The sequence below is a fragment of the Flaviflexus ciconiae genome, from assembly GCF_003971195.1.
Classification (GTDB): domain Bacteria; phylum Actinomycetota; class Actinomycetes; order Actinomycetales; family Actinomycetaceae; genus Flaviflexus; species Flaviflexus ciconiae.
In genome coordinates, this window is sequence record NZ_CP034593.1 from 354,751 (window position 1) to 380,571 (window position 25,821).

The following is a 25,821-nucleotide window of genomic DNA, read 5'->3' on the forward strand; positions in this document are numbered from 1 at the left end:
GTGTAGTCTTAATATCGTTTAGTATTACCCAACCGAACACATGAGGTGAAGAAATGACGCTGCTCACGGAAGAGGATGTCGTTAACAAGACATTCACCGAAACGCGCCCGCGTGAACGCGAAGTTGGCTACAACCAGGACGAGGTCGACGACTTCCTCGACGAGGTGGCTGAGACGATCAAGAACCTGATCGAGGAGCGCGACAAGCTCCGCGACGAGCTGGCACAGTCCAAGGCGCGCGTCGGAGAGCTCGAGGCTGGCGCCGCACCTGAGCAGCCAGCCGCTGCCGCTGCCCCCGCCCAGACATCCGCCGACACTGGCGACCTGTCCGGCCCCGCAGCCGGTGTCCTTGCTCTCGCCCAGCAGCTTCATGACAAGTACGTCAACGAAGGCAAGGAAGAGGGCGACCGCATCCTCGCCGAGGCGAACACCGAGTCCGCTCGCATCATCAAGGAAGCGGAGGACCAGCACAACAGGACCCTCACGCAGCTTGAGCAGGAGAGGGGACTACTTGAACGGAAGATCGCCGAGCTCCGCGACTTCGAACGCGACTATCGTTCGCGCATGAAGTCTTACCTCGAGTCGCTCCTTTCGAACGTTGAATCGGGCCAAACCGGCGCCGGCAACCTTTAAGAGATTGGTATTCGATGGCGGCCTACGGGCCGCCATCGGCCTGTTATGTATAAACTCGCGCTTCCCCTCGGCCTGATCATCACTCTGGTTGACCAGGCGACGAAGTATTGGGCCGAACAGGCTCTGTCTGATGGTCAGCGGATCTCAGTCATTGGGGATTTCCTGAGCTTCACGCTCGTCTACAACCCGGGCGCTGCCTTTTCTTTCGGTACCGGGAATACGTGGCTGTTCACGATCTTTTCGATCGTTGTCATCGCCGTGATCACGTACGTGTTGAAGGAATGCAAGTCGAAGCCATGGGCGATCACCCTTGGAGTGATTGTCGGTGGCGCGATGGGTAACTTCATTGACCGGATCTTCAGGGACCCGTCCTTCGGCCAGGGACACGTCGTTGACTTCATCAACTACAACGGGTGGTTTGTTGGGAACGTTGCCGACGTAGCTCTCGTCCTGGGAGTTGCAGCCCTCATTGTCATTGAACTCAAGGGCGTTCCGTTTGGAGGCAAGCAGGCACGGGCGGAGGACGAGGAGGCGGAGCCCGTACATGAGTGAGTTCCGCACCTACTTCGTCCCCGACGGGCTTGCCGGTGAGCGAGTTGATGTCGGGGTTTCTCGGCTCACGGGACTGTCCCGCACGAAAGCCGGGGAACTCGTAGAAGAAGGCAAGGCCACCGTGGACCGTAAGCCGGTAGGCAGGTCCCGGAGACTGTTGTCGGGGGAACGGCTCGATGTTGAACTACCAGATCCGCCTTCGCAGGAACCGGTAGAAACCCCGGTGGACATGGATGTGGTCCACGAAGATGCGGACATCATTGTCGTAGACAAGCCGGCTGGAGTTGCGGCACATCCTTCGGTGGGCTGGGAAGGCCCCAACGTTGTGGGCGCCCTGCGAGCAGCCGGAGTAAGCATTACCTCATACGGCCCTGCGGAACGCCAGGGCATCGTGCACCGCCTCGACGTTGGTACATCCGGGCTCATGGTCGTCGCCAAGTCCGAGAGGGCCTACACGACACTCAAGCGGGCATTCAAGGAACGCACGGTCACGAAAACCTACCACTGCCTCGTGCAGGGGCACCCGTTCCCGCAGAAGGGCACGATCGACGCACCAATTGCTCGAGACACCCGGCATTCGTGGAAGATGGGGGTGGTGTCCGGTGGGCGCCCCTCGATCACCCACTACGAGACGATCGAAACAATGGCGGGTGCGAGCCTGCTCGAGATCGATCTGGAGACCGGAAGAACCCACCAGATCCGCGTGCACATGTCCGCGGTCCATCATCCGGCGGTTGGGGATCCGCTCTACGGTTCCGATCCGACCCTGTCCGAAAAAATTGGTTTGGACCGTCAGTGGCTCCATGCGGTCTCACTGTCGTTTGAACATCCGGGTAGCGGTAAGGCCGTCTCGTACCACTCCGACTATCCTGAAGACCTTCAGAATGCTCTCGACATTCTCCGGGAAGGGGACCTGTGGTGATCAAACGGATTGAGACCCAGGAAGAGCTGGATGCCGCCTGGCAGCTGCGCAAGGACGTTTTTGTTGATGAACAGAACGTGCCGGTCTCCGAAGAGCTCGATGACCTCGACCAGGTACCCACCACAATTCATGTCCTCGCCGCTGACGAGGAGGGCCCCACGGCCACGGGTAGGATCCTGCTGGACGGACCGGGACGGGTTCACCTGGGCCGAATCTGCGTAGCGAAGCGAACCCGGGGAACCGGGCTTGGCAGGATCCTCATGTCCGAGCTGGAACGCATCGCTACCGAAGAATATTCGGCGGACGGCAAGCTCACCATCGACCTGTCTGCACAGGACAGTGCTCTCGGCTTCTATGGCAGGCTCGGATACGAGATCATTGATGATCGCAGATATTTGGATGCTGGAATCTGGCATCGAGATATGAGAAAAATAGTCGCCCGTTAAGCAGAGCAATCGTCCGTTAAGAATGCCGGGTCTTGGTTCCCAACAGCGCTCCCAAGAGGCCCGGATATCCGGACCAAGCGGTCAATTCCGTTCATACTGAGCAAATTCTTACGACGGCTTCTTGTTGCCAATGGAGCTCCCGGACACGCGGCATGAGCACGGCTGACGACGATTTCATGCCCCGGGGTTTTTGGCATGAAGGCCTTCCCAGCCCGAAGTGTGCGGCGGGCCATTGTGGTGTTTGCTGGCTCCACATTGTCGGCCCGGACTCCTAAACTAGGAACATGGCCATCGCTAATGAAGACTTCGCTCACCTGCACGTCCATACCGAATACTCAATGCTGGACGGGGCGGCGAAGATCAAGAAGCTGGTCAACGCGGCCGTCGAAAATGGCCAAAAGGCCCTCGCAATCACCGACCACGGTTACCTGTTCGGCGCATACGACTTTTACCGCACGGCCAAGTCCGCCGGCATCAAGCCAATTATTGGGCTTGAGGCGTACATGACCCCGGGCATCTCCCGTCACTCGAAGGAACGAGTCCGCTGGGGTACTCCGGAGCAGAAGGCCGATGATGTCTCAGCATCGGGCGCGTACACCCACATGACCCTCCTGGCCCACTCGACGAAGGGCATGCACAACCTGTTCCGCATGGGCTCGAAGGCCTCCCTGGAGGGGCAGATGGGCAAGTGGCCCCGGATTGACCGGGAACTGCTCGAAACATACTCTGAGGGACTTATCGGCACGGCAGGATGTCCATCTGGTGAGGTCCAGGTGCGGTTGCGGCTCGGCCAGTGGGACGAAGCGATTCGGTCCGCGGGGGAGATGCAGGACATTTTTGGCAAGGAAAACTACTTTGTCGAAATCATGGACCACGACAACGAGATCGAACGCCGCGTCAGGAACGAGCTTCTTGAGCTCGCGAAGGCTATTGATGCCCCGATCATCGCGACTAACGACTCTCACTACGTGAACGAGGACGACGCGAAGATCCAGGATGCGATGCTCTGCATCAACTCTGGCTCAACACTCAATGATCCGGACCGCTTCCAGTTCGACGGCCACGGTTATCACCTCCGTTCGACGGCAGACATGGAGAGACTGTTCGGCGACATCCCGGGAGCTCTGTCTAACACCATGCTCATTGCGGAGCGGGCGGAGATGGAGTTCGTGACCGCCGATCAGGGCGCGAACTACATGCCGGAATTCCCAACACCTCCGGGTGAGGATCCGACCTCCTGGTTCGTCAAGGAAGTCGAGAACGGCCTGCACGAACGCTTCGGCGAGACCATCCCGGAGGAGGTCCGCAAGCGCGCCGACTACGAGGTTAGCGTCATTAATCAGATGGGATTCCCGGGTTACTTCCTGGTCGTCTCCGACTACATCAAGTGGGCGAAGTCGCAGGGCATTCGTGTGGGTCCCGGCCGTGGTTCCGGTGCCGGTTCGATGGTTGCCTACGCTCTTCAGATCACCGACCTTGACCCAATTCCTCACGGTCTCCTGTTTGAGCGATTCCTCAACCCTGAACGTGTTTCCATGCCCGATATCGATGTTGACTTTGACGAGCGTCGACGCGGCGAAGTGATCGACTACGTCGAGAATAAGTACGGCAAGGAGAACGTCTCCCAGGTCGTCACCTACGGCACGATCAAGTCGAAGCAGGCGCTGAAGGACTCGGCACGTGTTCTTGGATATCCATTCGAGGTTGGCGAGAAGATGACGAAGGCGATGCCGCCGGACGTGCAGGGCAACTCGATCCCGCTTGGCGACGTCTACAACAAGGAGTCAAGCCGGTACGCGGAGGCCGGCGAGTTCCGTGCGCACATCGAGTCGACACCCGACAACGAGAAGGTGTTTGAACTCGCCCAGGGTATCGAGGGCCTGACCAGGCAGTGGGGCGTGCATGCCTGTGCCGTCATCATGTCTTCGGAGCCCCTCGAAGACGTTATTCCGATCATGCAACGCCCTCAGGACGGCGCAGTCATCACTCAATTCGAGTACCCGCAGTGCGAGGAACTCGGTCTACTGAAGATGGACTTCCTCGGTCTTCGTAACCTCACGGTCATTGAGGATGCACTGGAGAACATCCGGAACAACGGCAAGGAAGCTCCGGACATCGACCATCTGCCGCTCGACGACAAGGAAACGTACGAGCTCATGGGCCGGGCCGAGACGCTCGGTGTGTTCCAGCTCGATGGCGCCGGCATGCGCACCCTGCTGAAGCAAATGAAACCCGACAACTTCGAAGATATTTCGGCCGTTTCGGCTCTCTACCGTCCGGGCCCGATGGGTGCGAGCTCCCACACGAACTATGCGCTCCGTAAGAACGGGCTCCAAGAGATCGTCCCGATCCACCCCGAGCTTGAGGAACCGCTCCAGGAAATCCTGGGCACGACCTACGGTCTGATTGTCTACCAGGAGCAGGTCATGCAGATCGCTCAGAAGGTAGCTGGCTTCACGCTCGGTAAAGCAGACGTTTTGCGTAAGGCCATGGGTAAGAAGAAGCTGGACGTCCTCAACGCGCAGTTCGCGGACTTCGAGGCCGGCATGGTCAACAATGGCTACTCGAAGGAATGCGTCAAGGTCCTGTGGGACATCCTCCTTCCGTTCTCCCAGTACGCCTTCAACAAGTCGCACTCGGCTGCCTACGGTGTCGTCTCCTACTGGACTGCCTACCTCAAGGCGCACTTCCCGGTCGAGTTCATGGCTGCACTGCTGACCTCCCAGAAGTCGGACAAGAAGAAGCTTGCCCTGTACCTGGCCGAGTGCCGCCGCATGGGAATAACGGTGACCCAGCCCGATGTCAACGATTCATCTGCCAACTTCACGGCCGTTGGTGACTCGATCAGTATCGGCCTGTCGGCGATCCGTAACGTCGGTGCTCACGTCGTTGAAGGCATCGTGTCGGCACGCGAGGAGAAGGGCGCCTACACGTCCTTCCAGGACTTCCTCAACAAGGTTCCGCTGCCCGTGTGCAACAAGCGCGCGATGGACTGCCTGATCAAGGCCGGAGGCTTCGACAAGCTCGGCTACAACCGCAAGGCTCTAGCGTTGATCGCAGAGGAATCGGTCGATGCCGTTGTGGCTGTGAAGCGCAACGAGGCTGCTGGCCAGTTTGATCTTTTCGCCGGCCTCGGCGAGGACTCCGGTATGTCCTTCGACATTGAGGTTCCGGAGATCCCCGAATGGGACAAGAAGACGAAGCTGAACTTTGAGCGGGAAATGGTGGGTCTCTACGTCTCCGACCACCCGCTGTCCGGCCTCGAAGCTGCCGTTGAGCGTGCTGCATCCACCTCGATTGTTTCGATGTTTGAAGGCGATGAGCGGGCCGACGGGGAGCAGGTCACGGTCGCCGGCCTTATTACCTCGGTGGAGACGAGAGTGTCGAAGAAGTCGGGCAAGCTCTGGGCTCAGGTCATGTTGGAAGACATGACGGGATCGATTTCGATCAACGTGTTCCCCGCGACCTACCAGAAGGTCTCCGATCAGCTCGTCCAAGACTCGGTGGTTGCCGTGAAGTCGAGGGTTTCGAACCGAGAAGGCGATATCCAGCTCAATGCTCAAGAGATCATTCCCGTTGATACTCGGGGCGCCGATGATCGACCCGTCGAGATCACGGTTGCAGAGGAGAAGTGCACGAAGGAACTCATGTCCAGGCTGCGTGGCCTGCTTGGTAACTACCCGGGTAACACTCCCGTCCGCATCCGGGTTCGCGGTCGTTCGGCGACGACCGTTGTCCAGGTATCAAATGCCTTCAATGTCCAGTCCGGGCCCGCTCTGGCAGCGGACCTTTCGGTCCTTCTCGGGCCTAGGAGTCTCGCGTGAGCAGACCCGTTCCCCAGTGCCCGATTCGCCCGGGCGAGCCCTGCACCCTATGCCAGGCCTTCGTGACGGGCCCGGAGGACTGCCAGACGGTCAAGCTGGTCATGGAGGATGACGAACTGAGGGAAATGCTTGCGGTCAAGCGCCGCGAGTACCGGGAACGAAAGAACGCCACTGGGCCGCGTCGATAGACGGCCCGGCTTCCAGCCGTCTAACAGGAGTAGGCTGATGATCGTGCTTAAACGCGTTCTCCCCGGTTCCCTTTTCTGTCTCGTCGTCGGTCTTGTCTGCGTCCTCGTTCAGCGGCTCGTCCCCGAGGTCAGCGCACTCCTGATTGCGATCCTCGCTGGGATAATCGCTGCGAACCTCGTGAAGCTACCCGCGGTGCTGGATGATGGGGTGGCCTTTAGCGCGAAGAAGATCCTCCGCACCGGCATTGTCCTTCTCGGCTTTTCAATTGTCCTCGACGACATTGTGGCCCTCGGCTGGGGCGTTGTTCTTGTCATTGTTGCCGTGGTTTTCGGTGGGTTGTTTGGAACGATGCTGATTGGGCGAAGACTCGGTGTTACCCGGTCCCAGTCGATCCTGATCGGTGCCGGGTTTTCGGTATGTGGGGCGGCCGCGGTTGCCGGTGTGGAGTCCACGATTAAGCGGAAGGACTCTGAGGTTGCCACGGCGATTGCCCTGGTCGTTCTCTACGGCACCCTGATGATTCTCGTTGCCCCGCTGGCACTTGGGGCGGCCGGTCTTGATGATCGCCTCGCTGGTCTTATCGCGGGCTCCTCGATCCACGAGGTGGCCCAGGTGGTGGCTGTCGGTGGGATTATGGGCGGCGGGGTGCTCACCGTTGCCGTGATCGTCAAGCTCGCCAGGGTCCTCATGCTTGCACCGATGATCGCTGTTCTCGGGCTGATGGAGAGGAACCGCGAAGACCGGGGCCATCGGGCCCCGATTGTTCCTTTGTTTGTCGCAGGATTCATTGCGGCATCGGTTGTTGCCACGATGGTTGACCTGCCGACGGGCTTCCTGTCAGTGATCTCGTTCCTCCAGACCCTATGCCTTGCCGCGGCAATGTTTGCCCTCGGGTTAGGCATTAAGTTTGCACAGTTCAAGCAGGTGGGCTTCCGGCCCGTCCTGCTTGGCGGACTCTCCACCGTGCTCGTTGCCGTTATCTCGACGGTCGGCATGATTCTAGTCAGCTGAAAGGCCCCGGCGGATAGTTCGCACCGGAGCCTTCGAGCATGGTCGTGAGGGCGGGACCGTACACGTGGGTGGCGGCCTGAGTTGCGAGGCTACCTAACGGATCCGCTTCTCAACTGATCGGCTCAGCGCCGCTGGGCTAGACGCGGGCCGTGCCTTTTCTGACGAGGTAGACGCACAGCCCTGCGAAGAGAGCGGTCCAGATCCCGAAGTTCAGCAGAGCCTGCCAGAGCGGCTCGGAGATCTCGTTGCCGTTCATGTCATAGCCCGTGCCCTCGTACAGCGGATATCTTGCCAGCGCTGCATATCCGTACATGGGGGTGAGCTTACCGATGGTCAGCATAAGGCCGGACAGGGGAACGAAGAGGTTGCCGAGGAAGGCGAGGATGACGAGGATGCCGGAGGAAACTGAGGCGGCTGTTTCCGACTTGAAGTAGAGGCCGAACACGAGTCCATACAGGGCGAATGTCATGGAGCCGATGACCAGGATGATCGCGGAAAGCAACCAGGTCATCCCCGTTGCCTCCGACTTCAGGAAGAAGCCGAGCAGGTAGATGATGCCGATGGGGATGGCCGCAATCGTCATGGCAAGCAGAGTCTTGACGCCGACATAGGAGGCCTGCTTCATGGGGGTGAGGGCAAGCTGCCTGCCCCAGCCCTGAGTCTTTTCCACCGCCGCCATACCCGACACCGAGGATGTCGCGGTGGCGGCGCCATAGGCGCTCATGGCAATCATGGTGGACATGGCGATGTTGCCGTTGCCGACCCGGAGTTCTGCCCATTCCATGGTGGAACCGAAGATGATGAACATGAATGCCGGCAGGGCCACGATGAAGAAGAGGGATGCGGGGTCGCGGAGGATCCGCTTGAATTCAATGCGGTACATGGTCCAGTTCATTCGGCCATCCCCTCCTCGGTGAGGTCAACGAATGCTTCTTCGAGCGACGGAGCAGAGATCTCGAGATCTTGCACGCCGTCCAGTGACAGTAGGTGACGCGCAAGATTGTCGCTCTCGGTGGTTTTTGCTTCGAGCAAGCCGCCGTGGATGGTGAACTGCAGATCCGGGAGTGTGCGCGACAGTTCGTCCCTGACCGCTGTTTCGCTTTCAACGTGGGCGCTGACCAGACGGATGTTTGTGTGGTGCCTGATCTCGGACATGGGGCCGTCCGCGACAATCTGGCCCTTTGACATGAGGACAACCCGCTGTGCGAACGACTGGGCTTCTTCCAGGTAGTGGGTGGCGAACACGACCGTGCGGCCCTCGCGCGCCTCCGACTGCATGTTCTCCCAGAACGACCTGCGGGCGCTCACATCCATGCCAGCCGTCGGCTCGTCGAGGACCAACATTTTGGGATTGGGTAGGAGGGAGAGCGCGAACTTGACACGCTGCTGCTCGCCGCCGGAGCACAGGGAGATCTTCCGGTCGGCTAGATGTGCGATCCCGGCCCGTTCCAGGGCCTCCCGTCCCAGGGTCGGGGTGCGGTAGTTCGAGGCAACATAGTCGATAACCTCGCCAACCTTGAGATCGTGGAGCAGGCCACCGGTTTGGAGGACAGCGGAGATCATGCCTTTGTCGATTGCGTCCTTGGGCTGAAGACCACCAATGAGAACGTTCCCTGAGGTGGGGGTCGTGAGCCCGAGGACCATGTCGAGTGTTGTGGTTTTCCCGGCTCCATTCGGTCCGAGGAGGGCCACGATCTCACCCGATTGGATCGTGAGATCGATTCCGTTGACAGCTTTCACCGCGCCCTTCTTGAAGTGCTTGGTGAGCGAACTGATGTGAACTGCAGAGGTGGTGTCCGTCAGTGGACGCTGGGAGGTCATCTCTCAAGTGTTGCGCAAATGGTGGGGGAGCGAAACTGCACGCGCATATTGTCCAGATGAACAGTTGGTTAATGAGGTTGGGGGACGCCTGGAATGATAGGAATTTGTCGGGCGTAAGCGCGCCTCGAAAAAGCTGAAACGAGACCTATTCAGGTGCTTATGTCACTGCCCAGCATCGCGGATCGCGGCCTTTATCCCTCTGTAGCCGAGGGTGGGATACTCATGCCGCCCGGCCGCCGAGCCGAGGGGCCTGCGGTGCCTGCTGGCTTAGGACGGTGGGTATCGGTTGGCTCTGGACGCTCGGATGAAGCAGTTATCGGAGCGACCAGATCGTGCAGTTCGGTCGTGGACTATTCCGCTACGACGGTTATCGTCTCGCCGTGTGCGGAGACCTTGTCGCCTTCGGTCAGCTGCTTGCCGCGCTGGGTGCAGGGGGCGCCGTTGAGAAGAACGTCGCCGTTCTCTACGAGTTCACGGGCGTGGGCACCGGACTCGGCGAGGTTAGCGAGCTTGAGGAACTGGCCGAGCCTGATGGGAAGCTTTACTGGTACGTCATTCATTGATGAGTTTCTCCTGGGCTCTCTTGCGGAGCCAAACGAGGACGATGATAAGGATGATGAGACCGATAAGGGTGGCGACTCCGGCGGGGGAACCAGCGAATGTGGCGAGCAGCGCGTTCCAGACGGAGAAACCGATGGTCGAGTAGATGATCGCCCAGGCAATACAGCCGGGGAACATGGCGAGGGTGTACTTTGGGGGAGCCATGCGGGTGAGGCCGGCTGCAAGCTGGATGATGGTCTGGAATCCGACGGTGAGGAACGACAGAGGGATGATAATCCAGCCTCTGCGGTGGAGTGTGCCGATACCGTTGATAACGGCCTCGCTTTCGGACCAGTTGTAGAGCTTCCTGCGCCACCCGTCTTGCGGGACATTGCTTGTGAGCTTGGAGGCTATGAAATACCCGAGCCAATACGTGGCCTGGGCGCGGCAGAACACGACGAACAGCAGGAAGAGGAAAACCCAGATGAACGGGCCGCTGTCGAGAAAGTCTCCCATCAGTTTGCTGCCTGGCATTCGCCGCACACGCCGTATAGCTCGAACGTGTGGGTGACGTTGGAAAAGCCGTGATGATTGGCTACCTCATCGGCCCAGGTTTCAATCCCCGCTCCCTCAACCTCTCGGGTCCTGCCGCACCTGCGGCAGATCAGATGGTGGTGGTGGGCGTCGCGAAGGCACTTGCGGTAAAGCATCTCTCCATCGGAGTCGCGCAGGCAGTCAACGTCGCCGTCGTCGGCAAACATTTGTAGTGCCCGGTAGACGGTGGCTAGCCCGACGTCTTCACCGCGATCGGACAGGACCTCGTGCAGGGCCTGGGCGGACAGGAACCGATCGGTTGATTCCAGCGCCTGCCAAATCAGCGATCGCGCGCGCGTGGACCTCCTGGCTGGCTGCCCTACTCCGTTCGACACTCTTCACCTCTCAGACTGTCATCCATGTTTGGATGGGGATCTTTCTCCTGCGATCTTACTAGGAGGGGGCGCACAATCGAGAGGAGTGCGTAGAGACCCACAGCCAGCATGACGATCATGGCGCCCGGTGAAATGTCGTAAACGTACGTAATGATGAGACCGGCCTCGGCGACGACGAGGCCGATAATCATTGCCATCCTCATGGTCGAGATGAATGATCGCGTGACGAGCTGTGCGGTGGCGACTGGGATAACCATGAGGGCGGACACCATGAGAACACCAACGACACGCATGGCGATAGCAATGGTGAGGGCTGCGGTCACGGAAATCAGGACAGACAGGACCCGTACGGGCAGTCCAGTTGCTTTCGCGAACTCTTCGTCGTGGCACAGGGCAAACAGCGCGGGGCGTAGCCCGATGCCAACAATAAAGATGATGACGGCGAGGAAAACCGATAGCCACATGTCGAGTGGGGTGACTGTGGAGATCGAACCGAACAGGTAGGCGTTGAGATTGTTGGTGGTGCCACCGGCGATTCCGATGAGGAGAACGCCGCCAGCAATGCCGCCGTAGAACAGGAGCGCGAGGGCCACGTCTCCGGAGGCCTTGCCACGGTCGCGGAGATATTCGATGAGGAGTGCTCCGAGTACGGAAGCAAAGATGGCTCCGGGAACTGCCCACTGATCCTGCTGAGTGGCTCCCGCCGCGGAAGCGGCGAGCCATCCGGCGGCGACGCCGGTTAGGGCCATGTGCCCAATTCCGTCACCGAGAAGGGTGAGCCTGCGCTGGACAAGATAGGTGCCCATGACGGGAGCGGAGACACCCACGATTGCGGCGGTGATGAGCGCGCGGCGCAGTAGCCCGCTTCCCCACATTTCACTCAGTATGTCGATCACAGGCCGCCCTCCAAGTCGGGTGTACGGAACGGCAGGTAGTCATCGCCGTGCTCGTGGTCATGGTCGTGGTCCGGATGATCGTGGCCCTCTGCGACCCGAGGAGCGGGACCAAAGTGCGCGACCCTGCCGTGTTCGATAACGACCGTGGCGTCAATGAGCGGCTTAAGGTCCTGCAGTTCGTGCAGGACAACAACGATGGTGAGGCCCTGGTCGCGCTTCTCCGTCAGAGTCTGCGTAATGAGCTCCCGGGATCTCTTGTCGACACCGGAGAACGGTTCGTCGAGGAAAAGAAGGGAAGGGTTCCGGACGAGGGACCGGGCGAGCATGACGCGCTGCTGCTGCCCGCCGGAGAACGTTTGGACGGACTCATGAGCGCGGTGGGCAAGGCCCACACGTTCGAGGGAATCCATTGCCTTTTCCTTGGCGTCCTTACCGTGCCGGAAAGAGTTGCCGTACAGCAAGCCGGAGGAGACAACTTCGAGAGCGGTTGCTGGAACGCCCGCGGTGGAGGTGACGCGCTGGGGTGCGTAGCCGATCGACTTCCAGTCGAGCGAGCGGCCCGGCAGTTCCTGACCGAGGAGCCGGATGGTGCCGGTGTGCGGAAAGATACCGAGCATTGCTCGAACCAGAGTGGATTTGCCGGAGCCGTTAGGCCCCAGAATCCCGAGGGTGGAACCCTCGGGAACGTCAAGACTGATATCGGTCAGGATCTGGGAGGAGCCGAGTCTGACTCCAACGCTTTCAAGTTCTACCGCCGTCAACGGCAGTCCAGTGCGTTTTGGAGCTTGTCTAGGTTGGTTCGCATGAGAGCCTCGTAGTCAACGTTTTCATCGAGTTGGGTGGCCCCGGCATCCAGAATGTCGACGTCCACTCCCGCTTCCTCCGCCAAAGCGCCCGTCACGGACATTTCGGCCTCAGAGGTTGCGAAGATCAATGATACTCCCGCTTCTTCGATCAGCGCCGTGACCTCAGCGACACGACGCGGCGAAGGTTCGGTGTCAATCTCGAGACCGGCAATTCCCTGCTGGTCCAGGTCGTAAGCATTAGCAAGGTATCCGAAGGCCTCGTGGGAAACGACAAAGGTGTCGCTCTCGCACTGCGCCAGTCCCTCGTGGAAATCGCCATCCAGTGCCTCCATATCCGCAATCAGCTGCTCGGCGTTAGCGCGGTATTCGTCAGCGTTATCGGGATCAATCTCGGCAAGCTGCTCAGCGACGGGCTCCGCCAGCAGAGCCAGCTGAGTCGGGTCAAGCCAGAAGTGCGGATCAGGGCCCGAGTGGTCGTGTCCTTCGTGATCTTCCTCGTCGGTGTGATCGTGATCCTCATGCGCTTCTGCTTCCTCGGACGCCGCGTCATGTGCGTCCTGGGAGGCTTCCTGTTCCTCGGCTACGTCGCCTGAATGATCGTGACCGGAGTGGTCGATGTCTTCGATCAGCTTGATGTGGTCGGCAGCGTCGATGACTCGGCTGACCTCGGCGGCGCCGAGGGCATCATCCATGGCTGCTTGATATCCGGACAGGGTCACGACGAGGTCGACGTTCGAGAGATTGTTGACCTGGCGGGGGGAGAGCTCCAGGCTGTGATCATCGGAGCCCGGGGTAGTGAGCGAGGTGACCGAGACGTGGTCTCCTCCCACTTCTTCCGCAACATACTCGAGGGGGTAGATCGAGGTGGTGACCTGGATGCCGTCGGAGCTCGTTTCGTCGCCAGTTTCCGATGAGCAGGCTGCGACGATCAGTGCCGTACTGCCAAGGACCGCCACTGCGGGCTTCAATCTCTTCATGAGAACCATTCTCGAACAAGTGAGAATCGTTGTCAATTAGAGGGTGGCGGGATACGTCACGTTTGATTGTGGCAATTTCGGGAGAGTCGGGGATACTTGGTCACGTACGTCATCGTCCGTGCCATCCAGGTACGGGAAATAGAAAGGTTCCCATGGCTACATCGAAACTTGACAGCGTTATTTCTCTTGCGAAGCGGAGAGGCTTCGTTTATCCGTCCGGCGAGATCTACGGTGGTACGCGCTCAGCATGGGATTACGGTCCGCTTGGCGTGGAGCTCAAGGAGAACATCAAGCGCCAGTGGTGGCGCTTCATGGTTCAGGGCCGGGATAACGTCGTCGGCCTCGATTCTTCGATTATTCTTCCCCGCGATGTCTGGGTTGCCTCCGGCCACCTCGATGTCTTCAACGATCCGCTGACCGAGTGCATGAACTGCCACAAGCGGTTCCGTGTGGACCAGATGCAGGAGGAGTACGCGCACAAGAAGGGCATTGAGGATCCGGACACGGTTGAGCTGGCCGAACTGGGATGCCCGTCGTGTGGCACGAAGGGGCAGTGGACCGAGCCCCGCGACTTCAACATGATGCTGAAGACCTACCTTGGTCCCGTCGAGGATGAGTCCGGCGTGCACTACCTGCGTCCCGAGACCGCCCAGGGTATCTTCGTGAACTTCGGTAACGTCATGACTTCGGCTCGTATGAAGCCGCCGTTCGGCATCGGCCAGATCGGTAAGTCCTTCCGCAACGAGATCACGCCCGGTAACTTCATTTTCCGCACCCGCGAGTTCGAGCAGATGGAACTGCAGTTCTTCGTTGAGCCGGGCACGGATGAGGAGTGGCACGAGTACTGGCTGCAGGAGCGCACCAACTGGTACGTCAACCTCGGTATCTCGCGTGAGAACCTTCGCCACTTCGAGCATCCGCAAGAGAAGCTTTCCCACTACGCCAAGCGCACCGTCGACATCGAATACAAGTTCGGTTTTGCGGGCGGCGACTGGGGCGAGCTTGAGGGTATTGCAAACCGTACGGACTTCGACCTGTCGACCCACACGAAGCACTCCGGTAAGAAGCTTGAATACTTCGATCAGCAATCGGGTGAACGCTACACGCCGTACGTTATCGAGCCCTCGGCCGGTCTTACCCGCTCCCTCATGACTTTCCTCGTGGAAGCTTACGAGGAGGATGAGGCTCCGAACACGAAGGGTGGCGTCGATAAGCGCACCGTCCTGCGTCTCGATCCGCGCCTGGCTCCCGTCAAGGCCGCCGTCTTCCCGCTGTCCCGTAAGGAAGAGCTGGTTGGCCCCGCCAAGGAGCTCGCTCAGGAGCTGCGCATGCAGTACAACATCGAGTACGACGATGCTGGCGCGGTTGGTCGCCGCTACCGCCGTCAGGACGAGATCGGCACCCCGTTCTGCATCACCTACGACTTCGATTCGCTCGAAGACCAGTCGGTGACGATCCGCGACCGTGACACGATGGCGCAGGAACGCGTCTCCCTGTCGAAGGTTTCCTCGTACCTGAACGAGCGGATCCCGCGCTAGTGCATTCTCACGAGGACATCACCCTCGAGTCGGGTACGGCGAGGCGCGTCGCCATATGGCAGGCGATCCTCGTCGTACCCTTGGCACTTGCCACACTCATTGGGCTTGTTCTCCTCTGGCCTGCCGATTCCCCGGCGGGCTCCGTCCCCCTCGTCGCCGATTCCGTCACGATCGAAACCGGCACCGTCACCGAAATTGGCGACACGGACGAGTCTGGGGCAACCGACATTCGGATGATGTTGGATCAGGGCACGGAAGTGCCCGTCCACATCCCGCCCGAAATCATCGACAACGGTCTCGACGTTGGTGACTCCATCGAAGTGCTGTTCACCCCGGCCGCCGTGGGCACGGGAACTCCCTACATTTTCTGGGACTTTGAACGAGATGTCCCGCTGTGGTTGCTGATCGGCCTCTACATTCTGGTTGTCACCGTTGTTGCCAGAGGTAAGGGCCTCGCCGCGGTCGCTGGTCTGGGCCTAAGTCTCGCCGTTGTTGTCGTCTTCATGCTTCCCGCGTTGCTGGCGGGGCAGAACCCGCTTCTTGTTGTTCTGGCGGGCGCGGGAGCGATGATGTTCTCCTCGATCTATCTCGCCCACGGAATATCAATCCGAACAACCACCGCCATACTCGGCACCGCTGGCGGGCTTATCGTCACCGGCATACTTGCCATCATCGCGACCGATTTCGCCAACCTAACGGGGACCCTCACCAGCTCCGCACTCTCGCTCACCGCGTACGACATTCAACTGGATCAGCTACTCGTCTGCGGAATGATTCTCGCCGGCCTGGGAGCCCTCAATGACGTGACGATCACTCAGGTTTCCACGGTCTGGGAACTGCGATCCGCCAACCCCAATGCATCTGTCATGCAACTGTACAAGCAGGGCATGGTCGTCGGACGAGACCATATTGCGTCCACGATCTACACCCTGGCGTTCGCATATGTGGGCACCGCCCTACCGCTTCTGATGGCTGCGGCTGTTCTCGACCGGTCGTTCCTCGCTACACTGTCAACCGGCGAGATCGCCGAGGAGATCGTTCGGACCCTCGTGGCCTCGATCGGCCTCGTTCTCGCCATCCCACTCACCACTGGAATCGCAGCGAGGCTGGCGCGTGCCTGAACTTAACATTGGAAACCTGACTGCCACGGACGTTGTCCTAGCTCCCATGGCAGGTGTAACAAACCCTCCGTTCCGCAGGCTCTGCCGCGAAGCGGGAGAAGAGGGTGCCCGCATGGCGGGGTACACCGGCGCCTCCGGTTTCTACGTGTGCGAAATGGTGACCACAAGGGCGCTCGTCGAACGTCACCCCGAAACGATGCGGATGATCGAACCCGACCCGGAAGACCCCATCCGCTCCATCCAGCTCTACGGCGTCGAACCCAAGACCGTTGGTGCGGCGGTACGCATGCTTGTTGACGAAGACCGCGCTGACCACATTGACCTGAACTTTGGATGCCCGGTACCGAAGGTCACCCGCAAGGGCGGGGGAGCAGCCCTGCCCTGGAAAACGGACCTGTTCGCCGACCTCGTCAAGCAGGCCGTGGACAATGCTGGCGGCATTCCCGTCACCATCAAGACCCGCATCGGAATCGACGCCGACCACCAGACATATCTGGATGCTGGACGGATCGCACAGGATGCTGGCGTTGTCGCCATGGCGCTCCACGGGCGGACCATGGCCCAGCACTATGCTGGCAAGGCCGACTGGGACACCATCGCAACCCTCGTTGACGAACTCGACATTCCCGTCCTCGGCAACGGGGACCTGTTCAGTGCCGACGATGCCCAGGCCATGAGAGAGCACACCGAATGTGCAGGAGTTGTCGTAGGCAGGGGATGTCAGGGCAGGCCCTGGCTCTTCACGGACCTTGTCGCCGCCTCGCATGGCTCCACCGTCCGTGCCCGCCCCACCTTCCGCGAAGTCTCCGCCATCATCCACCGCCACGCCGAATACTCCATCGAACACTTCGGTGAAGAGCTCCGCGCAATGAGGGAAATGCGAAAGCACATCACCTGGTACCTGCGCGGCTTCGCCATCGGTGGCGAAAACCGTCGAGACCTCGCCCTCGTCTCCAGCCTCGCCGAACTCGACGAGCGTCTCGCCGCAATCCCCGACCAGGAATACCCGGAGGCAGCGGAGGGCCCCAGGGGCCGTGCCGGCACCGAGAAGAAGCCCCACCTGCCCGAATTCTGGCTCGACTCACGGGCCCTCTCACCCGAACAGTCCCTCAAAATCCAGGCGGCCGAAGTCAACATCTCCGGCGGCTGAGACCGAGCGCAGGCACAGCTGAGGCTCAGCACGCACATGCAAAAGACCGGCTGAACAGAACGCGTGAGCCCCCCGACGAAGCCGGATGTCAAGAAGCCCGACAACAACCGCCACGAAGCCGGTTGCCCTACGGCGCGTGCCCTCAACCAAACGGCAGCCTCGCGGTGTTGTGCACATCTGAACCAAAATAATATTGACAGCGGGCATCAGCCGCTGAGCAGGCTCATGTAAATGTCACCGCCGAGAAACTAGTAAGCTTCATACGTGGACTATGGGAGCATCGATGTTGAACGGTGGGCGCCTGAGGGCTCCCACAGCGTAGCCCGCTCGCACTTTGAACGGGACCGCGCCCGCGTACTCCATTCCTCCGGCCTGCGCCGCCTCGGCGCGAAAACACAGGTACTTGGACCGGCCACAAACGACTTTATCCGCACCCGCCTCACCCACACCCTCGAAGTAGCTCAGATCGGACGATCGCTCGCCAAATACATGGGAGCAGACCAGGACCTCGTCGAAACGGCATGCCTATGCCACGATCTCGGCCACCCGCCGTTTGGTCACAACGGTGAGCGTGCGCTCGCGGAAGTCTCCACCGACATCGGCGGCTTTGAAGGAAATGCACAGACGCTTCGCCTCATCACCCGCCTTGAACCGAAGAGATTCTTTCCCGACGGTCGGCCAGCCGGCATGAACCTCACGCGCGCGGCGGTCGACGCCACGATCAAATACCCGTGGGGCATCGAGGCCGGCAAACGGAAGTTCAACGTCTACGAGGACGACCGCGAGGTGTTCGAGTGGGCTCGGATGGGGAACAGGGGCCAGTGTGCGGAAGCGCAAATGATGGACCTCGCCGACGACATTGGCTATTCCGTACATGACGTTGAGGACGCCGTCGTCAAGGGACATCTCATTCTCGAAAATCTCGATAATGAACGAGAGCAAATCGTCGCTTCAACAGTTGATTGGTACGGGGGAGACGCTGATCGGCTCGATGCTGCTTTCGATCGCTTGTCCCCGCTATTCCCGAGAGGTACGCGGGATCCCAGCGTGACCTCGCCCAGCTGAAGGACCTCACGTCAAGCTTCATTGGCCGTTTCCTCACGGCCGTGACGGACGCGTCGCCGCGTTCGCTACGCTACGACGGGGAAGTTGTTATTCCCCGGGATATCGAGGATGAGATCCTGCTGCTGAAGGGAATCTCGGTCACCTTTGTCATGGCTCCACGGGAGCTTGAGCCAACGTATCTTTCCCAGCGGTCCGTTCTCTTTGACCTGGTGGATGCTCTTTGGGATAGGCCGGGCGAAATGGAGCCGATGTACCTCGAGCCCTACCGTGAGGCCGGGGATGAGAAATCGAAGCTCCGCTGCATTATCGACCAGGTCGCGGCCCTCACCGACCAGTCGGCGATGTCCTGGCATGCTCGGCTGTGCGGAATGCTGAGGAATCCGCTGTGATTCCCAGAGAAGACATCGACAAGGTTCGGGAACGGATCCAGATCGAGGACATTGTTTCTGACTACGTGTCGCTCCGGAACGCGGGCACGGGATCGATGAAAGGCCTGTGCCCGTTCCATGATGAGAAGACCCCGTCGTTCCACGTGCGCCCGCACGTGGGCAGGTGGCACTGCTTCGGCTGCGGCGAAGGTGGGGACGTTTTCTCCTTCGTTGAAAGAATTGAACACATCCCGTTCATCGAAGCCGTCCAATTCCTTGCCCGCAAGGCGGGCATTGAACTTCGTGACGAGAAGGGGCCCAGCCAGAACCGGGGGGTGACCCGTGCACGGCTCGTTGATGCTCACACCATTGCGGTCGAGTTTTACCGTGATCAGCTCGCGAAGAATCCTGCCGCCCAAGAGTTCCTCACCGGACGCGGATTCGATCGGGACGTCATCGATTCCTTCGAGGTTGGTTATTCCCCGGATTCGTGGGATGAACTCCTGCGACACCTGAGAGGCAGGGGCTTCACGGAGAAGGAGCTTGCCGCGACGGGTCTTTTCTCGACCGGTAACCGTGGCATGTACGACAGGTTCCGCGGCCGCATCATGTGGCCCATCCACTCCATCACCGGTGAAACGATCGGCTTTGGTGCCCGGATCATGGGGGATGGACAGCCGAAGTACCTCAACACCCCCGAAACTCAGCTCTACCAAAAGTCCAAGGTTCTCTACGGCCTTGACCGGGCAAAAAAGCAGATCAGCACCGAGCGCAAAGTTGTGATCGTTGAGGGGTACACGGATGTCATGGCGGCGCATCTCGCCGGCATTGAATCGGCTGTTGCAACCTGCGGCACGGCCTTCGGTACTGAGCACACGAAGATTGTTCGCCGCCTCATCGGTGACTCGGCTTCCCCTTCCGCGGGTGTTCAGCTCTCTTCCGGCAGGTCTGTCGGCGGAGAAATTATCTTCACGTTCGATGGTGATGAAGCCGGCCAAAAGGCCGCACTGCGTGCGTACGAGGAAGACCAGTCGTTTGCGGCCCAGACCTTTATTGCCGTTGATAAGGAAGGCCGGGATCCCGCGGATGTCAGACAACAGGATGGTGATGAGGGGGTGCGCGAGCTCGTCGAATCTCGTGAACCGCTCTTTGCCTTTGCGATCCGTTCCGTCCTCAAGGGCGCCCGTCTAGAAACGGCGGAAGGCAGAGTGGCCGGGCTACGCGCTGCGGCCCCCATGGTTGCCGGAATCCGAGACCGCGTTCTTCGAGGCGAATACACGCGTCAGCTTTCCGGCTGGCTGGGCATGGATGAAGACACGGTCCGTACCTACGTGCGGAACGCCGGCGGGCCGCAGGGTCAGGCACGACAAACTCCCGCACAGCTTGCTCCCCGTAATCAACTGCGCGATCCGATCGAACGGATCGAGAGGGAAGCCCTGGAAGTCATTCTGCAAATGCCGAACTACGCGAGAGCCGCCGGGGTCGATGATCTTCCTGCGGAAACGTTTGTTGTGCCCGTGCACCGCTCCGTTCACGACGCTATTCGGGCCGCGGGTGGTGTGGCTGCCTATGCGGCAAAGGAAGAAGAACTGCAGAGCCGCGGTGTTCCCGATCCCGCTGGCAAGGCCAGTTCCTGGTTTGTGGAAGAGGTTTCTGAGCGCGCGGAACCCGAGGTCGTTGCCGCTATTTCGCAGATTTCGGTGGCACCGATCCCGCAGCACGACCCGGCTGGCCTGTGGGCCTACGCTCGCGGAATTATTCTGTCGCTCTTGCGACTCGGAGTGACCAGGCAAATCGGTGAAATTCGGGGACGACTACAGCGCACTGATCCCGATGACGACAACTATGTTGCGCTGTTTACCAGGCTCATGCAGTTGGAGAAGCAGAAGCGAGCCTACGAGGAGGCCTAGCGACGCCTTAGATGAGGATGAGTAGGGCCTGCCAAAAGATCTTTGGGATTCCTGAGAGTGACGTCGAGATAGGGCAGTGCCCGGGATGTACCCATGTAGACGTGCTCGTCGGCAAACTTATCGCCCCTGGTGGTGCCTCGGTTGATGATGACGATCGGTTGCCCAACCTTGGCTGTTTCGCGAACAAACCTCATGGCCGACGCCACGGATAGCGAGCTTCCCGCAACAAGAAGCGCATCGGATTGCGCGCAGATGGCACGCCCCTCCTCGATGTCGTCCTTGCGGACCGTGCCACCGAAGAACACCACATCGGTGCGGAGAATACCGCCGCACCGTGGGCAGTCCGCCACGACGAATCCCGCGGTGTCGGCGATTGCCGCGTCGGTGTCGGGTGCGATCTCAGCATCGGCAACGTGACGTTCGGTCCACCCCGGGTTAAGCTCCGTCAGCTTCTTATGTAGCTCGGCGCGGTCGATAAACATGCCGCACTGGGTGCAAACAACCCGGTCGCCTCTCCCGTGCAGGTTAACAAGCCTCGTTGTTCCCGCGGATGCATGGAGCATGTCGATATTCTGGGTGATAACACCGGTGACGATACCCCGTTGCTCCAGGTGTGCGAGGGCGTAGTGTCCGGCGTTCGGGATCGCACGGTAGGGGCGGGACCATCCCACATGGTTGCGTGCCCAATAGTGGGAGCGCATTGGGGAACTGGCCATGAACTGCTGCAACGTCATCGGGTGGCGAGGCGGTGAACCGGGGGAACGGTAGTCGGGCAGGCCCGAATCAGTTGAGATTCCGGCACCCGTAATAACGGCGAGCTTCTTCCCCTGCAGGATCTCGATCGCGCGTGCCATCGCCTCATCGAGATTTTCAGGTTCGGGCAGAGCTGCCTCGGCGGGTGGTGCTTCGATGTGTTTGATTCGTAGATTCGGTACAGAACCGCCCGGGAAGAAGTCCTCAATCGAATTGGCCATACCCGTATTACATCACGGGTCAAGAATTCCTCATTCGGGAGGTTACCTAGGCGCGCGGTTGCGCAGGAAATGTGGGAGCCGAGTCAAGAGGTTGTCACGAGCGATGCGAAGCATGATCGATTTCTGCAGCTTCTTTCGACGTTCTGAGACCTGGCTCACGGACCCGTTCATGTTGGCTCGGTAACCCGGGTGATACCGGGGTGAGACTTGGGAATCAATGGGTGGAGCCTGTCAAGTTGTTTGTGTAAGTGGGGGTGGCGGTTTAATGGGTTTTGGAGGTAGGGCTGGATACGGTCGGGGTATGCCAGAGCGAGTTGGGCGAGTGCTTATTTCCAGTTCGTGACCGTGAGTCTTTCCTTGTGCCCCCAACAGGACTCGAACCTGTGACCTATGGATTATGAGTCCACTGCTCTAACCGACTGAGCTATAGGGGCGGGCCTTCACAATTCTAGATGAATCATCGGTAGATCATGAAATGCGCCGGTGCCACGCGATGTTGTTGTCACTGCTGACCTTCATCGTGTCAGCAATCGGTGCTTGCGGCCGGTACCGACCGGCCGGTGCCGTGGTGGGCACGCAGATACAAGTCCTCGGTGGCTCTCAGTCGACCCCAGGCATTGGCCTTGAATTAAGAGATTCAAGGTGCTGCGCTGGGTGGGTGGGAGAGCGGCATTTACGGCTGACTGCCGCGGCGTCTTCCTCGTATCTCCTACGAGTTGAGGATGTTCCTTCTCTTAAAGCCTGCAATGCCGACGAGTGCAAGCAGGCATGCGAAGACCGTCATCACCACAAGGGGCAGGGGTGCAGGGTCTGTCCAGGGCACCAGCGGCACATGCGCGATTGGGGAGAGATTGCTTAGCCACTGTGGGAGGTTCAGCAGGTCGCCTAGGAAAACCTCAATGGCTATGAAGGTAACGAAGGCCCAGGCCATGCCCGTGAACCTCGGTGTGATTCCGTAGAGTGCAAAGGCGATAGCCCCGGTGACGGCAATGGCGGGGAGGTAGGCGGCTGAAGCGCTCGTTAGTTCCCGTGTCCACGACCAGTTGCCAGTGGCTGCGGAGAGGCCAAGGCCTGCGCCAAGCCCCAGGAACAGCATGGAGATGATCGCGTAGACGAGTGCAATTCCTGCCCAGGTTGTCATGACTTTCGTTCGCGGTGTTCCCGAGATGATGGTTGCTCCGACGCGGCCTTCTGTTTCTTCGCTCTTTAAATGAAGGATTGCGGAAACGAGAAGGATCAGCGGGCCGATCGCCAGGAAGGCAAGGATGATTGCGGCAAACGACAGCGTCAGGTCATCGAGGGAGATGGGGACCCATTCGCCGATTGCAGGATTGTCCTCCACCATGCCATCAATCGAGTTCGCGAGGCTTCCAAATGCGACCGCGAAGATAAAGACGCCGATCGTCCATCCAACAAAGTTTCCGGTCAGCAGGTGGCGCGGTATGCCAATGGGGGAGAGAAGGCCCGTGGATGCTTCGGCCGGTCCGGGTTGCGTTGGGCGAATGCCCTCGCCAAGGTCGCGGCGGATATTGAGCCTAATGGCGGCGATCAGGACAATGATAGTGAGTGCCAGGGACAGGGTGAGTGGCCACCAGCGCAGGTCAACGTAGAGCTTCGTTTGCTGGGCCCAGGCAATGGCCGAAAACCAGGACAGCCAGGAGCCCTCCGGGTTGATGACATCACCGATGCCGCGAATGATGACGGCGATGCCGAGGGCTCCGAAGGCCATGCCGCTTGCGGTGCGACCGTGCTCAGTTAGCTGAGCAGTCAGGGTGGCGATGGCACCAAAGGCGAGACCGGTTGCTCCCGCCGCAACACCGAACGCGACAGAATCAATGCCCGTCATGCCCGAGGCAAAGAGGGCGAGGATGATGGCGAGGCTAACGGCGATGTTTGCTATCGCCACTATTCCCATGGTTGCGGTTATTGGTGCGAAGCGGCCAACTGGAAGTGCAAGGAGAACTTCCATGCGGCCAGACTCTTCTTCCTGCCTCGTGTGGCGGACGACCAACAGGATGCTCATGATCGCCGTCGGTAAGAACACCCAGAGGGCCAGTTCGTTCGCGAGCATGGCGCCGAACGTGTAGTTGTCGAGGGCAAAGGCCGGGCCGGTCATCATGACCGCGGCGGGATTCGACATGAGTGTGGCGCGGCCCTGCAGGGCCTCCGGGGTTGGGTACGCGTTCTCCATGCCAATGACGGATGCCCAGATAAGGAGGAAGAATCCGAGAGTCCAGGAAATAATCCGGATTCGATCCAGGCGCAAGTAGAAGGAGAGTAGGAATCCTGTTCCGGTGAAGCGCGACGGGGCTGATGCAGATGAGCGGGCGTCCTCTACTGCGGTGGTCATTCTGTTTCCTCCGGAATCTCATCGCCGTAGTGCCGAAGGAACATTTCCTCGAGTGAAGGTGGAGCGATTGTCACATTGCGGACGCCGAGGTCTGCAAGGGTGGCAAGGATGCTGTTCACGTCTGTGTCGTCGATGTCGAAAGACATGCGGTCACCGTCGATTGAGGCGTCGTGGACAGCGGGGTGTTGAAGGAGGGAAGCAGGATCCGATGAGACGGTTGCTGTTACGCGTGACCTGGTTAGGTGTCGGAGCTCCTGGAGAGTGCCGGTTTGGACATCCTTGCCTGCGCGAATAATGGTGACGGAATCGCAGAGTTTCTCAACCTCGGCCAGGATGTGACTCGAGAGCAGCACCGTGCGTCCTTCATCCTTCAGTTTGCGCACCTCATCTTGGAAGATCGCCTCCATGAGTGGATCCAGTCCCGAGGTGGGTTCATCGAGAAAGTACAGCTCGGCATCGGAGGACAGCGCAGCGACGAGTGCGACCTTTTGCCGGTTGCCCTTTGAGTATGTCCTCGTCTTCTTTGTGGGATCCAGTTCGAATCGTTCGAGAAGCTCCTCCTTTCGCGACGTCAATCTCGGGGAATCCCAGTGTCGAGTTAATACGTCGATTGCTTCCCCGCCTGTCAGGCTCGGCCAGAGAGCGGTGTCGCCCGCGACGTAGGCGATCCTGCGGTGGATGTGGACCGAGTCGTTCCAGGGATCGAGTCCAAGAACCTGGGCCCGGCCGGATTCGGCGCGCAGCATGCCGAGCAGGATACGAATGGTTGTGGATTTACCGGAGCCGTTCGGACCAAGGAAACCGCGGATCTCACCCGGTTCAACCGCGAGGCTGAAACCGTCAAGGGCCCGGGTGGATCCGAATGTTCTGACGAGATTGGAGACGGAAATCGTGGGGTGGGTCATGGGATCTCCTTCGTGGGAGTATCTTTGGGTGGCTCGGAATGCTGTTCGATGGAGTCATTGCTCCGGTTGGCGAGATAACTGTCGAGAAGGGTGGAGTCGAGAAGGAGAGGCTCGGTATAAACCTCGAGCATTGGTCCGGTCGCACGTTCGTAGTAGGACCGGAGCCATGCTGGAAGAGTTTCGAGGTCGAAGCCCTGTTGCGTCATGGAGAAGTTGAGAAGCAGGGCCCCGAGTGCCTGCTCAGCAAGAACCCGGGCCCGCGTTGACGGGAATCGAGTGGAGCTGACGATGCCGTGGGAGGCCGCGTCCTCCATGTAGTCTTTAGCGTCCGAAACGAACTGGTCCACGAACGTTGCCACCCTTTCCCCGCCCGATTGAAGGTAGCGAAGGGTGTAGCCAACGAGGGGCGCATAACCCTCGATTGAGGCGAGTGCGCCAAGAAGAACCGCGGGACCATCGGTTGGCTGGAGAACGGAAGTCTTTGCTTCCTTGATCATGGCAAGGACGTGGTCGGTGCAGGCTTCCTGCAGTCCCTGAGTGGATCCAAAGTGGTGAATAACGAGACCGGGGCTCACCCCGGCTTCTGCTGCAATTGACCGTATGGAAGCGTTCATGCCATCGGATGCGTAGCGCAGGATCGCAGCATTGCGAATCCGGGCCGAGGTGCTGAGATCGGGATCTGAACCCATGTTCAATATGTTAAACGCCTGTTTAATCGGGTTCAAGTGAGGCCTCGGATCGATGGGCTTTGGGACGTCAGTGGCCGCGATTTCGTGCTGTAGCAGGGTGCGAATCGAGGTTTGTGCTCGCTAGCCTGTCGAGATGTGCGTCGAGATTTCGATGGAATGAGTAGATCGTGTCGGTGGGACGTACCGGACAATAGGCGCAAAACGGT

The 25,821-nt window shown here is 59.8% G+C and carries 25 protein-coding genes and 1 tRNA gene; 13 read left to right on the forward strand and 13 right to left on the reverse strand.

Features of this window, described 5'->3' with window-relative positions; genetic code table 11:
* Positions 1 to 53 precede the first annotated feature (53 nt).
* The 7 genes from EJ997_RS01665 to EJ997_RS01695 all read left to right on the forward strand — a co-directional run bounded on the left by EJ997_RS01665 (position 54) and on the right by EJ997_RS01695 (position 7,576).
* Complete coding sequence (locus EJ997_RS01665; protein ID WP_126703042.1) at positions 54 to 632, forward strand: DivIVA domain-containing protein; 579 nt, start codon at positions 54 to 56, stop codon at positions 630 to 632.
* Positions 633 to 677: 45 nt separating this feature from the next.
* Positions 678 to 1,184, forward strand: coding sequence for a signal peptidase II (lspA, locus tag EJ997_RS01670; protein ID WP_126703043.1), 507 nt, complete (start codon positions 678 to 680; stop codon positions 1,182 to 1,184).
* The gene (locus tag EJ997_RS01675) at positions 1,177 to 2,106 is read left to right on the forward strand and encodes an RluA family pseudouridine synthase (RefSeq protein WP_126703044.1); all 930 of its coding nucleotides are present in this window, start codon (positions 1,177 to 1,179) and stop codon (positions 2,104 to 2,106) included. The genes lspA and EJ997_RS01675 overlap by 8 nt, the downstream gene beginning before the upstream one ends.
* Positions 2,103 to 2,552 (forward strand): GNAT family N-acetyltransferase, encoded by a 450-nt coding sequence (locus EJ997_RS01680; protein ID WP_164719693.1) that lies wholly within the window; start codon positions 2,103 to 2,105, stop codon positions 2,550 to 2,552. Before EJ997_RS01675 ends, EJ997_RS01680 begins: the two co-directional genes overlap by 4 nt.
* Positions 2,553 to 2,836: 284 nt before the next feature.
* A complete protein-coding gene (gene dnaE / locus EJ997_RS01685) occupies positions 2,837 to 6,376 on the forward strand; it encodes a DNA polymerase III subunit alpha (protein WP_126703046.1) in 3,540 nt (1,179 codons plus the stop codon).
* Positions 6,373 to 6,564, forward strand: a complete 192-nt coding sequence (locus tag EJ997_RS01690; protein WP_126703047.1) for a DUF6767 domain-containing protein — start codon at positions 6,373 to 6,375, stop codon at positions 6,562 to 6,564. The genes dnaE and EJ997_RS01690 overlap by 4 nt, the downstream gene beginning before the upstream one ends.
* 37 nt (positions 6,565 to 6,601) lie before the next feature.
* The gene (locus EJ997_RS01695; RefSeq protein ID WP_126703048.1) at positions 6,602 to 7,576 is read left to right on the forward strand and encodes a YeiH family protein; all 975 of its coding nucleotides are present in this window, start codon (positions 6,602 to 6,604) and stop codon (positions 7,574 to 7,576) included.
* Positions 7,577 to 7,712: 136 nt separating this feature from the next.
* Here EJ997_RS01695 and EJ997_RS01700 read toward each other — a convergent pair whose 3' ends face one another.
* The 8 genes from EJ997_RS01700 to EJ997_RS01735 all read right to left on the reverse strand — a co-directional run bounded on the left by EJ997_RS01700 (position 7,713) and on the right by EJ997_RS01735 (position 13,545).
* Positions 7,713 to 8,471, reverse strand: coding sequence for an ABC transporter permease (locus EJ997_RS01700; protein ID WP_126703049.1), 759 nt, complete (start codon positions 8,469 to 8,471; stop codon positions 7,713 to 7,715).
* Positions 8,468 to 9,397: an ABC transporter ATP-binding protein gene (locus tag EJ997_RS01705; RefSeq protein ID WP_126703050.1), complete on the reverse strand. Its 930-nt coding sequence runs from the start codon at positions 9,395 to 9,397 to the stop codon at positions 8,468 to 8,470. The genes EJ997_RS01700 and EJ997_RS01705 overlap by 4 nt, the downstream gene beginning before the upstream one ends.
* 350 nt (positions 9,398 to 9,747) lie before the next feature.
* The gene (locus EJ997_RS01710) at positions 9,748 to 9,957 is read right to left on the reverse strand and encodes an RNA-binding S4 domain-containing protein (RefSeq protein ID WP_126703051.1); all 210 of its coding nucleotides are present in this window, start codon (positions 9,955 to 9,957) and stop codon (positions 9,748 to 9,750) included.
* The gene (locus EJ997_RS01715) at positions 9,950 to 10,453 is read right to left on the reverse strand and encodes a VTT domain-containing protein (RefSeq protein WP_164719695.1); all 504 of its coding nucleotides are present in this window, start codon (positions 10,451 to 10,453) and stop codon (positions 9,950 to 9,952) included. The genes EJ997_RS01710 and EJ997_RS01715 overlap by 8 nt, the downstream gene beginning before the upstream one ends.
* A complete protein-coding gene (locus EJ997_RS01720) occupies positions 10,453 to 10,866 on the reverse strand; it encodes a Fur family transcriptional regulator (protein WP_126703053.1) in 414 nt (137 codons plus the stop codon). The genes EJ997_RS01715 and EJ997_RS01720 overlap by 1 nt, the downstream gene beginning before the upstream one ends.
* Complete coding sequence (locus EJ997_RS01725; RefSeq protein ID WP_126703054.1) at positions 10,851 to 11,762, reverse strand: metal ABC transporter permease; 912 nt, start codon at positions 11,760 to 11,762, stop codon at positions 10,851 to 10,853. The genes EJ997_RS01720 and EJ997_RS01725 overlap by 16 nt, the downstream gene beginning before the upstream one ends.
* Positions 11,759 to 12,523, reverse strand: a complete 765-nt coding sequence (locus tag EJ997_RS01730; protein ID WP_228201540.1) for a metal ABC transporter ATP-binding protein — start codon at positions 12,521 to 12,523, stop codon at positions 11,759 to 11,761. Before EJ997_RS01730 ends, EJ997_RS01725 begins: the two co-directional genes overlap by 4 nt.
* Positions 12,520 to 13,545 (reverse strand): metal ABC transporter substrate-binding protein, encoded by a 1,026-nt coding sequence (locus tag EJ997_RS01735; RefSeq protein WP_164719697.1) that lies wholly within the window; start codon positions 13,543 to 13,545, stop codon positions 12,520 to 12,522. Before EJ997_RS01735 ends, EJ997_RS01730 begins: the two co-directional genes overlap by 4 nt.
* A gap of 152 nt (positions 13,546 to 13,697) precedes the next feature.
* On the opposite strand from EJ997_RS01735, the gene EJ997_RS01740 reads away from it, so the two are divergent.
* From EJ997_RS01740 to dnaG, 6 genes are all read left to right on the forward strand, one after another.
* Complete coding sequence (locus tag EJ997_RS01740) at positions 13,698 to 15,083, forward strand: glycine--tRNA ligase (protein WP_126703057.1); 1,386 nt, start codon at positions 13,698 to 13,700, stop codon at positions 15,081 to 15,083.
* Positions 15,083 to 16,204: a YibE/F family protein gene (locus EJ997_RS13340; RefSeq protein WP_126703058.1), complete on the forward strand. Its 1,122-nt coding sequence runs from the start codon at positions 15,083 to 15,085 to the stop codon at positions 16,202 to 16,204. The genes EJ997_RS01740 and EJ997_RS13340 overlap by 1 nt, the downstream gene beginning before the upstream one ends.
* Positions 16,197 to 17,354: a tRNA dihydrouridine synthase DusB gene (gene dusB, locus EJ997_RS01750; RefSeq protein ID WP_228201541.1), complete on the forward strand. Its 1,158-nt coding sequence runs from the start codon at positions 16,197 to 16,199 to the stop codon at positions 17,352 to 17,354. The genes EJ997_RS13340 and dusB overlap by 8 nt, the downstream gene beginning before the upstream one ends.
* Before the next feature lie 264 nt (positions 17,355 to 17,618).
* Positions 17,619 to 18,419 carry a dGTP triphosphohydrolase gene (dgt, locus tag EJ997_RS01755; protein ID WP_323052621.1) on the forward strand — a complete coding sequence of 267 codons (801 nt, stop codon included), beginning with the start codon at positions 17,619 to 17,621 and terminating at the stop codon, positions 18,417 to 18,419.
* A gap of 41 nt (positions 18,420 to 18,460) precedes the next feature.
* On the forward strand, positions 18,461 to 18,808 hold the full coding sequence (locus EJ997_RS13885; protein ID WP_323052622.1) for a hypothetical protein: 348 nt from the start codon (positions 18,461 to 18,463) through the stop codon (positions 18,806 to 18,808).
* Entirely contained in the window at positions 18,805 to 20,697 is a 1,893-nt protein-coding gene (gene dnaG / locus EJ997_RS01760; protein WP_126703059.1) for a DNA primase, read from the forward strand. The genes EJ997_RS13885 and dnaG overlap by 4 nt, the downstream gene beginning before the upstream one ends.
* Here the strand turns inward: dnaG and EJ997_RS01765 are convergent.
* The 5 genes from EJ997_RS01765 to EJ997_RS01785 form a co-directional block, all read right to left on the reverse strand.
* Positions 20,694 to 21,671 carry a Sir2 family NAD-dependent protein deacetylase gene (locus EJ997_RS01765; RefSeq protein WP_126703060.1) on the reverse strand — a complete coding sequence of 326 codons (978 nt, stop codon included), beginning with the start codon at positions 21,669 to 21,671 and terminating at the stop codon, positions 20,694 to 20,696. The genes dnaG and EJ997_RS01765 overlap by 4 nt on opposite strands.
* Before the next feature lie 360 nt (positions 21,672 to 22,031).
* Positions 22,032 to 22,105: transfer RNA gene (locus EJ997_RS01770), tRNA-Ile, on the reverse strand.
* A gap of 275 nt (positions 22,106 to 22,380) precedes the next feature.
* Positions 22,381 to 24,021 (reverse strand): ABC transporter permease, encoded by a 1,641-nt coding sequence (locus EJ997_RS01775; protein WP_126703061.1) that lies wholly within the window; start codon positions 24,019 to 24,021, stop codon positions 22,381 to 22,383.
* The gene (locus EJ997_RS01780) at positions 24,018 to 24,926 is read right to left on the reverse strand and encodes an ABC transporter ATP-binding protein (RefSeq protein ID WP_126703062.1); all 909 of its coding nucleotides are present in this window, start codon (positions 24,924 to 24,926) and stop codon (positions 24,018 to 24,020) included. Before EJ997_RS01780 ends, EJ997_RS01775 begins: the two co-directional genes overlap by 4 nt.
* Positions 24,923 to 25,615, reverse strand: coding sequence for a TetR/AcrR family transcriptional regulator (locus EJ997_RS01785; protein WP_126703063.1), 693 nt, complete (start codon positions 25,613 to 25,615; stop codon positions 24,923 to 24,925). The genes EJ997_RS01780 and EJ997_RS01785 overlap by 4 nt, the downstream gene beginning before the upstream one ends.
* Positions 25,616 to 25,821: the final 206 nt, after the last annotated feature.